We start from the raw sequence: 13,249 nt of genomic DNA, 5'->3' as shown, positions 1-13,249 counted from the left end.
GATTGTTATTAAGTATGTTATTTGAAATGGTTTTTCTCTTCTTAGCAGGTGTTTTTGGCGGTGTTCTTAATTCAATTGCAGGCGGAGGAAGCTTTATTACCTTTCCTGCGCTTATGTTTGTTGGTATACCTCCCATTATAGCCAATGCAACAAATACTTTTGCATCATGTGCTGGTTATATGAGTGGTACTTATGCCTTTCGAAAAGAGATCTCTGCTCATAAAGATGAACTGCTCCTAATCGTAACAATCAGCTTAATGGGCGGGATTACAGGTGCATGGTTATTGCTAAAAATACCTGAAGCAGTGTTTCGAGAGGCCATTCCCTGGTTACTTCTATTTGCTACCGTACTGTTTATTTTTGGTGGGGCAATTAATTTTTGGTTAAAAAAAATGGTATCCCATCACCGGCATGCATCATCCATAGGCGGAGTTTTATTAGCCATAATACTCTTAGGTGTATCGATCTATGGCGGTTTCTTCAACGCTGGGCTAGGCATCATTTCACTGAGCTACTTAGCATTAGCTGGTCACACTAACATCAATGCTATGAATGGGTTAAAGCTATTAATCTCATCTACAATCTCACTCATCGCTATCGTACTGTTCATTTTTAATGATGTCATAGCCTGGTATGAAGGCTCTATTGTGTTATGTGGCACTATCGTCGGTGGCTATGTTGCGGCAAATGTGTCACGCAAACTCCCGCAAAAGCATGTCAGACAGTTTGTTATTGTGGCGAGTATTGCCACTACAGCCTATTTCTTTTTTGATATTTATGCCGGTTTAGACAGTGTTTAAGTATCCAGAACATAACCATTTTGCTAAACGGCTGCTGCGTGGCCTGGTTGAATAAATAGAGGAACCTTTCTGAGTTGGCGAAGAGCTGATCATCCAATTGATGCCCAAAGGGCCTTTCGATGCCAAAAAGTTCGCCGAGTGAAAGAGCGAAATCAAGCCAATACAAAGTAAGACGTTGGCGTGTAAGCCATTGGAGGAGGTTACTTTTAGGCCAAAATATGCGCTATGATCTATTTGACACTTAGTAGTATAGCTTGGGAGTCTGAAGAAGGAATTAAGTTACATCTATTACCAGTGAGTAAGCACCTACGAGGTTAACTCAGCCATAACGCTTTTATCTAAGCCAAATAAACTAAGATAGTGTTGTGTGTTTGTCGGTTCAGGGTTATCACAATCATCAGCATCGATGATTTTACCATCCAGTAAATTCAATTTATGCAATAACATGTATTGAGATTTACGTTCCATAATTAACTCTACTTCGAGCATTTTCTGATATTCGTCGCTGTTTAAATGGGCTTTGGCGATCCGGCGTAAGCCTCGGTAAGGCTGTAGTACACTTGCTTCCCATTGCTCTATGACTTTAGTCAATGTTTCCCAATGTTGCTGCGTTAACATATAACACTGTTCATCGAGGTATTGCGCCAATAATAAAATGTTAATATTGACGTGATAACTGTCTTGTAGATTTATGTAAAATATAGGGTTAATAGAATAACTTTGCTCGCAATTATGCCAAATAGTGTGACTAAAATTTTGGCGATTTAAAGGCTGCGACATACTGTATTCCTTGTGGCATTTGTGGTGTGGATCAACAGCACAAATGCCAATAAAATAATCAAGACTAACCGCTTATTGGAAGTCTTGCTCGATAAGCTCAATTTGTTCTTGAATATCTAACCAATGCATTTCACTTTCATCCATGGCTTGAGTCAGTGTGGTTCGCTCGTTGAGAACGTTAGTCATTTTAGCTTTGTTCTCGGCTTCGTATAAGCTGCCATCGGCTAATTCAATTTCTAATTCAGCTAATCTGGTACTCATTTTCTGTTGCTGGGTTTCTAACTTTACTTGTTGTTTTTTCAGTGGTGATACTTTTTGGCGCAGCTCAGCTTCCATTCTCTTTTGCTGCTTTTTATCAACCGCATCGCCGCTGGTGGGCGTTTCTGATTTGTTGTTGGCTTGGGCTAATTTAGCGGCATCAAGTAACCATTGATGATAATCATCTAAGTCGCCATCAAAAGGTGTTACTACACCTTGATCAACTAGATAATAGTCACTACAACTCAATCGTAATAGGTGACGGTCATGTGACACAATTACCATGGCGCCTTCAAATGATTGCAATGCCATGGTGAGCGCGTGGCGCATCTCTAAATCTAAATGGTTGGTGGGCTCATCGAGTAATAATAGGTTTGGACGTTGCCAAACAACTAATGCTAAAACCAGACGCGCTTTTTCGCCGCCCGAAAATGGTCGCACTGGCGATAAGGCCATATCACCATTAAAGCCAAATCCACCTAAGAAGTTACGTAATTCTTGTTCGCGCGCGCCTGCTGGCGCCAGTCTGATCAAGTGTTGCATTGGCGAATCATCAAGGGTTAAAAACTCAACTTGATGCTGAGCAAAATAACCAATATTCAATCCTGGGTTAGGTTGGTACTTGCCCGTTTTAGCTTGTAACTGCCCAGACAACAGTTTGATCAGTGTCGATTTACCAGCACCATTTCTCCCCAATAGACCAATACGCGCGCCAGGAACAAGGTTTAACTCAACCTGTTTAAGAATCGTATTATCTTCATAACCAATAGAGACATTTTCCATCACTACTAATGGGTTAGGCAGCGCTTCGGGCTCTCTAAAGGCCATTTGAAATGGATTATCTACTTGCGATGGTAATAACTCCGCCATCCGTTCTAGCGCCTTTAAGCGGCTTTGTGCTTGTTTAGCTTTACTGGCTTTATAGCGGAAACGGTCAACAAACGACTGGATATGCGAGCGTTCTTTTTGTTGACGTTCAAAGGCAACTTGCTGCTGGGCCATACGTTCGGCGCGTACGCGTTCAAAAGAAGAGTAGTTACCCTTGTAGTAATTTAATTTGTGATTCTCGACATGAACAATTTCACCGACAATCCCATCGATAAAGTCTCGATCGTGACTGATCAAAATCAGTGTTCCCTGATAGGATTTAATCCAACCTTCTAACCAATACATGGTATCTAAGTCTAAGTGGTTGGTTGGCTCATCGAGTAACAATAAGTCTGAGCGGCATAGTAGTGCTTGGGCTAGGTTAAGACGCATACGCCAACCACCAGAGAAGCTTTTAACCGGATTACTTTGGTCTGCATCTTTGAAGCCTAGGCCGGCTAATAACGACCCTGCTCGAGCTTTAATGGCATAGCCGCCAATAGCATCAATTTTGCCGTGGATAAGCGCAATGGCGTTGCCGTTATTGTCTGCTTGAGCTTTCTCTAGTTGGGCCTCTAAATCACGGTATTCAGTGTCGCCATCAAGCACGTATTCTAATGCCGACACATCTAATGCTGGTGTTTCCTGTGCAACAGAGGCGACTTGCCAACCTGATGGGAAACTAAATTCACCTTTATCAAGATGTAAATGACCCAGAATTAAGGCAAGCAATGATGATTTACCTGTACCATTGGCGCCGACAAGGCCTACCTTGTGTCCGGGATAAATTGTCAGTGAGGTTTCATCGAGTAAGGTTTTACTGCCGCGAATTAACTGAGCTTGGCTTATGTTGATCATTAATTACAACTTGATACTTAAGAATAGAATAATGGTGCAGATAATATCGCATATCCGATTTATTTCCCACAATCACGGGACTCATGTGGGCTAATCATGGCAAAATAGGCGTATAAATTGATAAATGCCGTATTGAGTCAACAGCTCATTGTATAAACACTAAGTCGAGTAAATCATGACCAAAATTAAGAAACGTTTTGTTGCAGGCGCTAAATGTCCTAAATGCAGTGCCAAAGACAGTATTTTATTGTTTAAAGAAAATGGGATTGAAACGGTTGAATGTACTGAATGTGATTATCGTGAGCAGCAAACGGACATTAAAGTGCCGCAAAAAACGAATGGCAGCATGATAGGGGTATTTAAACCAGATTAAGCCTGACTAAACATTTTACTCACAACAAACCTCAATACTTTTCAGCCGTTGAGGTTAATTACTCATGTATTCATCTGGTTGTGTTTCAGCGGTTATCTTCATTTTATGCTGATTTAGTACCTTAATCACATCGACGTTATTCTGAGTAAGATCATCAAAGCGATCGTTAATCTCTTGTAATTCTAAGCCATAACTTGGATCGTCTTTAGGCTTAGTTTGCCAAAAGCGTTTGCGATCAAGTTTTTGTATTTCGCTAGCACGTAATATTTCAAAGTAGCTGTTTTCTTGCTTTAGACGATACATTTCACCATCAAGCAGTTGCAGTAACTTCTCTTTAGAAATAGTTTGTTTATTCAGCAGGGCTTTTAATGGGTCTTCTTTAAGTTCGTGCTTGTCGGAGTCAACTTCGGTGGTAATACCTAATTGGTATTCAATTTTGTGCTGACGATACTCTTGTGGGCAGACGGTTTGGCTGAAAACGACTTTGTCATCCATCATACATTTGTAAATAGTATTGGATTGAGCGGTAAATGCGCTCATGGCGAGTATGATAAATAGCAGTCTTTTTGCCATGCGGCCACACATCCTTTTGTCATCACAATTATGACTTGATATCAGTTGGTTACATTTTCTATGCGAGAGTTTTCGACATTAATTCAATTTAACAACCGACTACCTTGTCTAGCTGCCAATGGTAGTGGCATTTATTGTAAATGTACTACCAGTGTCATTGTATTTTTGCCTGTTACCAAGCCACTTGCTTTTGTTACCCTCGTGTTGGTTTTATTTGTGTTATTTATCTATAACGTTAAGAATATTAGCATATTTTTAGATTAAGCTACACGCAAAATTAGTAACAAATAAACCACAATAAGCAGCAGAAATTTCATACATAGTTGTTATGCTGGCGGATAATATAGCCACATTCATACCGATAACATCATGTTATCGGTTAAATATGGCCCAAGTTTATCGATAAAACCAGTTTTTTGACAATCGAAATTTGAATAAAAAACCATCTTTACTGTTATTTGATGTATTTAAACCGAAAACGGAATGTTTTCTTTGGTGATGATTAGCTGTTTAGTTAGCTTAAGTTACGTGAGAATGACACGTTATCAATTAAGCGAGCTTTACCTAAATAAGCGGCTGCAATAACCACTAAGTCAGTGTCTGTTGCTGTTGCTTGACGTAACGTCTTGGCATTTCTCACTTCGAGGTAATCTGGGGTAAAGCCGGCATTAGTTAGCTGCTTTTTGGCTGTTACAATCGCTACTTCTGTTGATTCTCCGTGTTTAATGGCTTCAACAATAGTATCTAATGCTTGTTTTAACGCTGCAGCTGAGTGTTTTTCTTCTGCGGTTAAATAGCCGTTTCGAGAACTCATTGCCAGTCCTGATGCTTCACGAATAGTGTCAACACCAATCACTTCAATCGGCATGGATAAGTCACTCACCATGGTTTTAATAATCATCAATTGTTGAAAATCTTTACGACCGAATAAGGCGATATCTGGTTGGACAATATTAAACAATTTGGTCACTATGGTTGCCACGCCACGAAAATGTCCAGGACGGCTTGCGCCACACAGTTGATCGCCAATGTCGGGTACTTCAACAAATGTTTGTTGTGCTAAACCATTGGGATAGATTATCTCGGGCGTTGGGGTAAATAATATTTCTGTTCCGGCAGCCATCAGCTTATCGCTGTCTTGTTCTAATGTACGTGGGTACCCGTCCAAGTCTTCGTTAGCGCTAAACTGCATTGGATTAACAAAAATAGATACCACCACATGATCTGCACGCTTTTTAGCTTCGTTCACTAAGGTGATGTGGCCTTGGTGTAAGTTACCCATTGTTGGCACGAAGGCAACGGTTTCGCCTTTACGACGCCAAGCATTTACATGTTCGCGAATAGTTGAAATAGCAGCAGTGGTAATCATTTTCTGTTGAAACCTTAATAAAAACAATGTCGTTAATTGATGTACATTCAATGGCTCGTTAAAGGAGCAACTAAATCATTAGTTAAATGTATGCTCTTCGGCAGGGAAGCTACCGTTAGCGACTTCATCAATATAAGCTTTGATTGCTGAGCGGATCTCGCCAGTCTGTTTGAGGTAGTTTTTAGAAAAACGTGGGATATAACCACTGGAAATGCCTAATACATCATGCATTACCAAGATTTGGCCGTCAGTGTCTGCTCCAGCACCAATCCCAATAACCGGAATGGTCAGTGCTTCAGTAATGGCTTTAGCAAGCGATGCCGGAATACATTCAACCACTAATAATTGCGCACCAGCTGCTTGTATTGCTTTGGCTTCATCTAAAATACGCTGGGCATTATCAGCATCACGACCTTGCACTTTAAAGCCGCCAAATACGTTGACCGATTGTGGGGTTAATCCTAAGTGGGCACAGACTGGAATACCACGCTCTGTTAACATTTTTACGCTTTCAAGTAACCAATGACCGCCTTCTAATTTAACCATGCTGGCACCAGCTTGCATAAGAATTGCCGCGTTAGTCATGGTTTGTTCTGGGGTGGCGTAACTCATAAATGGCATATCTGCGATCAGTAATGCGCGCGAAACCCCTCGTTTAACACAAGCTGTATGATAAGCAATATCGGCAGTTGTAACGGGCAAGGTGTCGTCATGGCCTTGAAGTACCATACCGAGTGAGTCGCCCACTAAAAGTACATCCACACCTTCGCTGTCAAATGCGCTGGCAAAACTAGCGTCATAGGCTGTTAATGCGGTGAACTTTTTACCTTCTTGTTTGAACTTGATCAGGGTAGAGCTGGTGACTTTTGACATAGTAGACTCTTAAAACAATATTGAAATACTAAAAGCTGAGCTTAATGTGCTGTGCATTAATATCAACTTTAATCGATAAGCTTTTGCAATTCATCACGCATTGTCACACTAATAAGACTTTCAAGGCTTGTGTTACAAGGCAGTGTCAAAGTTGGTGCAATGTCTGCTAATGGTACTAACACAAAACTACGTTGTTTCATGCCGTAGTGAGGCACGCAAAGACGAGGTTGGTTTATGTGTTGTGTACCATACAATAACAAATCTAAATCTAAGGTACGAGGTCCCCAGCGTTCGAGACGCAAACGTCCTTGTTGTTGCTCGATATCTTGTAAAGCATCGAGCAATTCAATCGGCAATAGCTCGGTTTGAAACCCTGCTACAGCATTGACATAATCGGGTTGTATCACATCGCCCATAGGTTTAGAGCGGTAATAAGCTGACACCGATAAGGTGTTATTAAGTGCTAATGTGTTGAGCGCCGTTACAGCAACATCGAGTTGTTGTACCGGCTCTGCTAAATTTGCGCCCAAGGCGACATACACTTGCACCGCCATGGTGGTTACTCTTCTGTAGGCTTGGCAGCGGGTTTTCGACGACGCTTGCGCTGTGGTGCATTTCGATTGCGAGTATTACTGCCTTTGATGCTTTTGGCGATATCACTGCGGTCAGTTTCATCGGCTTCAACAAACGCTTGCCACCAATCCGCTATCTTGGCGGTATTACCCGCTTCAACTTCACCGCGCAGTAGCAGCAAATCATAAGCTGCTCTAAATTTCGGGTGCTCTAGCAGTTTAAAGGCGCGGGTGCCTTGACCACGTTCTAAGCGCAGTTGTAATTGCCAAATGTCACGTGCTGGAGTACTAAAACGACGTGGTAAGCTAATGGTTAAACACTGTTTCTCAAGCACATCACCCATAGCTGCAACATAGGCATCGTAATGCGTTAGGCCACTTTCAATCGCGATATCATCTGCGCGTTGTTTAACTGGGTACCATAATATTGCGGCAAAGAAAAATGCTGGCGTAACGGTTTTATCTTCACTGACTCGTAGGTCAGTATTACGCATAACGGTTTGCAGCATTTTAGCTGTATGACCTTTAGGCGACTCTTCAATCAGGGCACTCACTTGTGGGAACAGCGGAGCAAATAAACCAAAATCTTGCATCATGTGGTAATTTGCTTCGGCTTTACCGGCAAAGAATAATTTCAATACTTCTTCATACATGCGCGCCGCGGGAATATCACCTAATAGTGGTGCGAGTGCTTTGATAGGATCGGCGGTAACGGCGTCGATTTGCATATCAAGTTTAGTCGCAAAACGAACGGCTCGAAGCATGCGCACCGGATCTTCACGATAACGGGTATCTGGATCGCCGATAAGTTTTATCTTGCGTGCATTAAGATCGTTTATTCCACCGCCATAACTGCGAATAGAGTAGTCACTAATGTCGTAGTAGAGTGCATTGATAGTGAAGTCACGACGTTCAGCATCTTCATCTATCTCACCATAAACGTTATCACGTAATAAACGACCTTCAGCGTTTGATTTCGATACTTTGTCATTGCTTTCACTGTGGTGACCGCGGAACGTGGCAACCTCAATAACATCACGACCAAAAACGATATGTGCCAGTCTAAAGCGACGGCCAACTAAACGACAGTTGCGAAATAACTTTTTAATATCATCTGGGGTAGCATTCGTCGCTACATCAAAGTCTTTTGGTTCTATGCCAAGCAGAATATCGCGAACACCACCGCCGACTAAATAGGCTTTGTAGCCCGATTTATTCAGACGATAAAGTACTTTAAGTGCATTTTCACTAATTTGGCGACGTGAAATTGAGTGACCATCTCTGGAGATAATATCCAGACGTAAGCCATCTTCTTGAATTGGCTCTTCAAGGACTGGAGCTACTTTGTTGTTTTCAAATAGCTGTTTACAGAATTGGCTAATACGGCGAAAAATAATACACCTCGGGATGCTAGAATAATTTGATTAAAAATCTGGCGGGTATAATACATTAAATGTGACTGAATGAGTATACGTACAGTGGCGCTAAAAAGGGCTTAATGCAATAACTCGTCATGGTAATGATGATACCTAGTCGTTTCTAGTCGATATGATAATTTCTTTTTGTGCAGGAATCGCGCTGAGATCAAATTGTGCTACTGCCTGCTTAAGCATCACATCAACTGCATCAATATCCACTGTTTGTTGACCTAAAAATGTCAGCGCTGCGTTGATACTGGCTTGAGGGTGGACGATATCGATGGCAGAGGCATGATTCTGCTTTGATAATTTAAAGCCTTTTTGTGTGCAGACTAAAGGTAAATGTAACCAATCAGGTGACGGAAAATTCAATTGAGCAAACAAGCTTATTTGGCGGCAACTTGCTTCAAGTAAATCACAGCCCCTAACCACTTCAGTAATACCTTGATAAGCATCATCAAGCACCACGGCGAGCTGGTATGCGAACAAACCATCGCTACGTTTAATGATAAAGTCTTCATCAGCGAAGGCTTTATCAACCATCACATGACCTTGCAGTTGATCAACAAAGTGGTCCATTTTAACTTGGTTACGAATCCGAATTGCACCCTGGGTCAGCCGTGGTGTCAATCGCCCACATCGGCCATCGTACACTCCGCCACTGGTTTGAATAATTTTACGTGTGCATTGGCAATAATAACCCGCATCACTTTCGATAAGCGCATCAATCTGATCTTGATATACTTGATGTCGTTGATGCTGATATAGCACGCTACCATGCCAATGTAAGCCATAGGCATCAAGTGTGCGGAGGATATTGTCGCTGGCACCGGGTACTTCTCTAGGAGGATCGATATCTTCTATGCGGACCAGCCATTGGCCTTTAAGACTATGCGCACGCAGATAACTGCCTAATGCCGCAATGAGTGAACCAAAATGCAGTGAGCCTGACGGGGATGGCGCAAAACGGCCAATATACGATGGGGTGATCATGTTATTTTGTAGCGTAGTCTTAATTAACATCGCTGTGCCATTATCTTCTGTCAAAGTGACAACACTCTAGCGCGGGTAACCAATTAAATGAGTGGCGTGTTTTATTGATGAATAAAATAAAACAAAAGGGCGAGATAATCTCGCCCTTCTTCGATAGCGGATTAACCCGCCATTTGTTTTTCTTTTATTTCAGCTAGCGTTTTACAGTCGATACACTGATCGGCTGTTGGACGGGCTTCAAGTCGACGGATACCAATTTCTACACCACATGAGAAGCAGAAACCAAAATCATCTTCTTTGATCAGCTGTAAGGTCTTTTCAATCTTTTTGATCAATTTACGTTCTCTGTCACGAGCGCGTAATTCTAAGCTGAATTCTTCTTCTTGTGCTGCACGGTCGACAGGATCAGGAAAGTTTGCAGCTTCATCTTGCATGTGAGTTAACGTACGGTCGACTTCTTCACGCAATTGGTTACGCCATGCTTCGAGGATCAATGTAAAGTGACCACGTTGCTTGGTATTCATATACTCTTCACCAGCCGATTCCTGGTAAGGATCTACTCCAGCGATAGCGAGTACGCCAAGTTTTTTCGTGCCTTGAGGCATAACGCATCTCCTGTAATCATTTGCGTTTAAGGACGTCTTAAATTTATGGCCGCTATCTATACCAGAAACTCTATAGCGTGGCAAATTTTTTACATGTATTTGAGCTTTATATTTTTATCTATACGACCACATTACAAGAATCGGTGATGGAACTTGCTTGCGGTGAAAGTGCTGTTTTATAGGCTAGCACTTCAACGCCATGTTCCATGGCTTGTTGAAGTAAGTCTGCGTATTGCGGATCAATATGGCGCGCGGGTTGAACAGTGGTTATGCCACTGTGTTGTACCACAAATAATAATACCGCTCGATGACCTAGAGTGACCATATGCATCAATTCTCTAAGATGCTTTTGCCCCCGAGTGGTAACGGCATCAGGAAAATAACCTATGTGTTGTTCTAAAAGGGTGCAACTCTTCACTTCGATATAGCAATCTGCTCGATTAGGGCTGGTGAGCAATATATCGATTCGGCTATTTTCACTGCCATACTTCACTTCACGTTTTAGATGCTCATAACCTAACAGTTCCGAAATCACTTGCCTCTTTATGGCATCTTCGGCAAGAGCATTGGCACGTCCTGTGTTAATCCCGATAAGGTGCTGCTGATCGGTTTGCATCAATTCCCAGGTGTGGGCGTATTTACGTTTTGGATTGTCTGAGGTAGAAAACCACACCGTCTCACCAGGAAATAAGCAATTTTTCATTGAACCAGTATTAGGACAATGAATGGTGATCTGTTCGCCATTGGCAAGCATGATGTCGGCAAGAAAACGCTTATAACGTTTAATTAATATGCCAGATTCTAATTCGGGGATAAATTTCATCCATGACCCAAGTGTTGAGTTGATTTACAACAATGCTAACAAACTTTAGCTTGGTTTATCGATTATGTTTTGTCTACACTACTGCCATTAGCTCGTGATTACGTGCGAGTATTGGTGTTCTTAGGCTTACAACAAGGGATTATTATGAATATTATGACCGTTACTCTGACCACAGAAGCCCCAGCCGCTCATTGGGGTAAAGCTGATGTGACCTATCAAGGCTCTTTGGCGACAATTCATTTATCAGGTAGCGATGAACTTCGCCAAGTGCAAATGGCGGCACGCAAAATCCGCACCCAAGGGATTAATTATGTGCAATTAGATGGCGGCTTATGGAACCTGCATTCTCAGTGGGCATTTGCGCAAGGTTTTGCGACAGCGAAAGCTGGTTACCAAGTTGACTGGTGTGGCAGTGACGCCGATAAAGAGACCTTGAATCAACGCGCTGTCGCGACTCAGTTTGCCCGTAAATTAATTAATGACACTCCTGAAGATTTATCGCCATTAGCGTTAGCTAACCAGGCGGCATCTTGGTTAAAAAATATTGGTGGCGACCATGTTAGTTTCAACATTATTGAAGGCCAAGAATTATTAGAGAAAAAGTGGGTTGGTATTCATGCTGTTGGTCGTGGCAGCGAGCGTCCTCCTGCGCTATTAGAGCTTGATTTTAATCCATTAGGCGCTGATGCTCCTGTATCTGTTGCCTTAGTCGGTAAAGGCATTACGTTTGACTCAGGCGGTTACAGCCTAAAGTCGACCGAAGGTATGCTGACAATGAAATGTGATATGGGTGGCGCTGCGACTGTCACTGCCGCTTTGGGATTAGCGATTAACTCCGGTTTGAATAAACGCGTTAAGTTATTCTTATGTTGCGCAGAAAACCTCGTCAGCGGACGTGCTTTTAAACTAGGTGATATTTTAACCTATAAAAATGGTACTACGGTTGAAGTCGTCAATACCGATGCTGAAGGACGCTTAGTATTGGCTGATGGTCTACAAGCCGCATCAGAAACTGGCGCAGGCTTGATTATCGATGCCGCAACCTTAACCGGCGCAGCAGTGATGGCGGTTGGTTCAAATTATAATGCGATTTTCTCACCACAAACCGCGACATTACAATTAGCACAAAAAAGTGCTGCCGCTGTGTCTGAAAACGTATGGCCATTACCGTTAGAACCATGGCATAAAGACATGTGCCCATCAGCGTATGCCGATACCGCTAACAGTCGTCCAGTAAAAGGTGGCGGCGCAGGTGGCGCATCCAACGCCGCAGGTTTTCTATGGCGTTTTGTATCACCACAAGCCAATTGGTTACATGTCGATTTAGCTGCAGCATTTGAATCATCAGCGTCGGCGCTATGGGCAGCAGGTGCGACAACTCATGGTGTATTGACCATTGCTGAATTATTGAAAGACTAGCCGATAAAAGTGCGAATATAAGGCAGATTTGAAGCCGTTGTTATTTAATGTTAACTCAGTTTAAGAGCTGGACATTAGATAATAGCGGCTTTTTTGTTGTCTTCAGTTAGCGGCCAACTTTTAAGAACAGAGTAGTCAGTTTGGCGTTTATTCTTGATAGATTGATACAGATGTAACTCTGTTGGCATCAACGATAACCTAGTGGTGCATCTCAACGTAGGTAAAGTAGTGATGTTAACTTGGCGAAATAAACTAATGTGAGGGACGTATTGGTGTTCGCTAATCAATACCTTGTGATTTTTCGCAATCAAGAGTAGCGATTGAGCCATAAGCAATAGCGGTTCGCTAGCGTGTCCTTTTAGGCAAATTAATCGTGCTGATTGCCATAACGATAGTGTATCTAACTCTTGCATAAAAGTCGGTTTTGGCATCAACTCGATCGCATCGACAACACTGGCATAACTGGTCTGATCTATCTGGCCTAAAAAACCGAGTGTCATGTGTAAATTACTATTATCCACTACCTTTGCGGTATCATTAACAAATGGGCTAAGACGCTGTTTTATTATAGATATTTTTTCTATTTCTGACTTTTTTAAGCCAAAGCCGACAAACAATCTTCGCGAAGATGTGGCTTGCATACGCTTATCCTTAATGAGTAATGAGTT

At 42.2% G+C, this 13,249-nt stretch carries 14 protein-coding genes; 3 read left to right on the top strand and 11 right to left on the bottom strand.

Features of this window, described 5'->3' with window-relative positions; all coding sequences use genetic code 11:
• The first annotated feature begins 14 nt into the window (after window positions 1-14).
• A complete protein-coding gene (locus tag H5164_RS06520) occupies window positions 15-800 on the top strand; it encodes a sulfite exporter TauE/SafE family protein (protein ID WP_182696694.1) in 786 nt (261 codons plus the stop codon).
• A 306-nt stretch (window positions 801-1,106) separates the two neighbouring features.
• Here H5164_RS06520 and H5164_RS06515 read toward each other — a convergent pair whose 3' ends face one another.
• Together H5164_RS06515 and H5164_RS06510 are read right to left on the bottom strand one after the other, a co-directional pair.
• Window positions 1,107-1,580 (bottom strand): TIGR02444 family protein, encoded by a 474-nt coding sequence (locus tag H5164_RS06515; RefSeq protein WP_182722337.1) that lies wholly within the window; start codon window positions 1,578-1,580, stop codon window positions 1,107-1,109.
• Between the two features lie 72 nt (window positions 1,581-1,652).
• On the bottom strand, window positions 1,653-3,563 hold the full coding sequence (locus tag H5164_RS06510) for an ABC transporter ATP-binding protein (RefSeq protein WP_182755323.1): 1,911 nt from the start codon (window positions 3,561-3,563) through the stop codon (window positions 1,653-1,655).
• 175 nt (window positions 3,564-3,738) lie between these two features.
• Here H5164_RS06510 and H5164_RS06505 point away from each other — a divergent pair, with 175 nt between their 5' ends.
• The gene (locus tag H5164_RS06505) at window positions 3,739-3,936 is read left to right on the top strand and encodes a YheV family putative zinc ribbon protein (RefSeq protein ID WP_165870192.1); all 198 of its coding nucleotides are present in this window, start codon (window positions 3,739-3,741) and stop codon (window positions 3,934-3,936) included.
• 54 nt (window positions 3,937-3,990) lie between these two features.
• Here H5164_RS06505 and H5164_RS06500 read toward each other — a convergent pair whose 3' ends face one another.
• From H5164_RS06500 to sfsA, 8 genes are all read right to left on the bottom strand, one after another.
• Window positions 3,991-4,509 (bottom strand): DUF4124 domain-containing protein, encoded by a 519-nt coding sequence (locus H5164_RS06500; RefSeq protein WP_182696691.1) that lies wholly within the window; start codon window positions 4,507-4,509, stop codon window positions 3,991-3,993.
• Between the two features lie 514 nt (window positions 4,510-5,023).
• Entirely contained in the window at window positions 5,024-5,878 is an 855-nt protein-coding gene (panC, locus tag H5164_RS06495; RefSeq protein WP_124018342.1) for a pantoate--beta-alanine ligase, read from the bottom strand.
• Between the two features lie 78 nt (window positions 5,879-5,956).
• Entirely contained in the window at window positions 5,957-6,751 is a 795-nt protein-coding gene (panB, locus tag H5164_RS06490) for a 3-methyl-2-oxobutanoate hydroxymethyltransferase (protein WP_124018343.1), read from the bottom strand.
• 68 nt (window positions 6,752-6,819) lie between these two features.
• Window positions 6,820-7,305, bottom strand: coding sequence for a 2-amino-4-hydroxy-6-hydroxymethyldihydropteridine diphosphokinase (gene folK / locus H5164_RS06485; RefSeq protein ID WP_182755322.1), 486 nt, complete (start codon window positions 7,303-7,305; stop codon window positions 6,820-6,822).
• 5 nt (window positions 7,306-7,310) lie between these two features.
• Entirely contained in the window at window positions 7,311-8,612 is a 1,302-nt protein-coding gene (gene pcnB, locus H5164_RS06480; RefSeq protein ID WP_165870193.1) for a polynucleotide adenylyltransferase PcnB, read from the bottom strand.
• Window positions 8,613-8,852: 240 nt separating this feature from the next.
• Window positions 8,853-9,764, bottom strand: a complete 912-nt coding sequence (gene gluQRS, locus H5164_RS06475; protein WP_404948419.1) for a tRNA glutamyl-Q(34) synthetase GluQRS — start codon at window positions 9,762-9,764, stop codon at window positions 8,853-8,855.
• Window positions 9,765-9,895: 131 nt separating this feature from the next.
• Complete coding sequence (gene dksA / locus H5164_RS06470) at window positions 9,896-10,339, bottom strand: RNA polymerase-binding protein DksA (protein ID WP_011638715.1); 444 nt, start codon at window positions 10,337-10,339, stop codon at window positions 9,896-9,898.
• A 118-nt stretch (window positions 10,340-10,457) separates the two neighbouring features.
• A complete protein-coding gene (gene sfsA / locus H5164_RS06465) occupies window positions 10,458-11,162 on the bottom strand; it encodes a DNA/RNA nuclease SfsA (RefSeq protein WP_182755321.1) in 705 nt (234 codons plus the stop codon).
• A 144-nt stretch (window positions 11,163-11,306) separates the two neighbouring features.
• On the opposite strand from sfsA, the gene pepB reads away from it, so the two are divergent.
• On the top strand, window positions 11,307-12,581 hold the full coding sequence (gene pepB, locus H5164_RS06460; protein ID WP_182696902.1) for an aminopeptidase PepB: 1,275 nt from the start codon (window positions 11,307-11,309) through the stop codon (window positions 12,579-12,581).
• Between the two features lie 74 nt (window positions 12,582-12,655).
• Here pepB and thpR read toward each other — a convergent pair whose 3' ends face one another.
• Window positions 12,656-13,222, bottom strand: a complete 567-nt coding sequence (gene thpR / locus H5164_RS06455) for an RNA 2',3'-cyclic phosphodiesterase (RefSeq protein ID WP_182755320.1) — start codon at window positions 13,220-13,222, stop codon at window positions 12,656-12,658.
• Between the last annotated feature and the right edge of the window lie 27 nt (window positions 13,223-13,249).

Origin of the sequence: Shewanella sp. SG41-3 (assembly GCF_014164545.1) — a bacterium.
Classification (GTDB): domain Bacteria; phylum Pseudomonadota; class Gammaproteobacteria; order Enterobacterales; family Shewanellaceae; genus Shewanella; species Shewanella vesiculosa.
Note: the sequence above shows the minus strand (reverse complement) of the source record. Positions and strands in the feature narration are given on the sequence as shown.

Coding starts and splice junctions, on each gene's coding strand:
- H5164_RS06520 (WP_182696694.1), top strand. CDS start 15: ATGTTATTTGAAATGGTTTTTCTCTTCTTAGCAGGTGTTTTTGGCGGT.
- H5164_RS06515 (WP_182722337.1), bottom strand. CDS start 1,580: ATGTCGCAGCCTTTAAATCGCCAAAATTTTAGTCACACTATTTGGCAT.
- H5164_RS06510 (WP_182755323.1), bottom strand. CDS start 3,563: ATGATCAACATAAGCCAAGCTCAGTTAATTCGCGGCAGTAAAACCTTA.
- H5164_RS06505 (WP_165870192.1), top strand. CDS start 3,739: ATGACCAAAATTAAGAAACGTTTTGTTGCAGGCGCTAAATGTCCTAAA.
- H5164_RS06500 (WP_182696691.1), bottom strand. CDS start 4,509: ATGGCAAAAAGACTGCTATTTATCATACTCGCCATGAGCGCATTTACC.
- panC (WP_124018342.1), bottom strand. CDS start 5,878: ATGATTACCACTGCTGCTATTTCAACTATTCGCGAACATGTAAATGCT.
- panB (WP_124018343.1), bottom strand. CDS start 6,751: ATGTCAAAAGTCACCAGCTCTACCCTGATCAAGTTCAAACAAGAAGGT.
- folK (WP_182755322.1), bottom strand. CDS start 7,305: ATGGCGGTGCAAGTGTATGTCGCCTTGGGCGCAAATTTAGCAGAGCCG.
- gluQRS (WP_404948419.1), bottom strand. CDS start 9,764: ATGTTAATTAAGACTACGCTACAAAATAACATGATCACCCCATCGTAT.
- dksA (WP_011638715.1), bottom strand. CDS start 10,339: ATGCCTCAAGGCACGAAAAAACTTGGCGTACTCGCTATCGCTGGAGTA.
- sfsA (WP_182755321.1), bottom strand. CDS start 11,162: ATGAAATTTATCCCCGAATTAGAATCTGGCATATTAATTAAACGTTAT.
- pepB (WP_182696902.1), top strand. CDS start 11,307: ATGAATATTATGACCGTTACTCTGACCACAGAAGCCCCAGCCGCTCAT.
- thpR (WP_182755320.1), bottom strand. CDS start 13,222: ATGCAAGCCACATCTTCGCGAAGATTGTTTGTCGGCTTTGGCTTAAAA.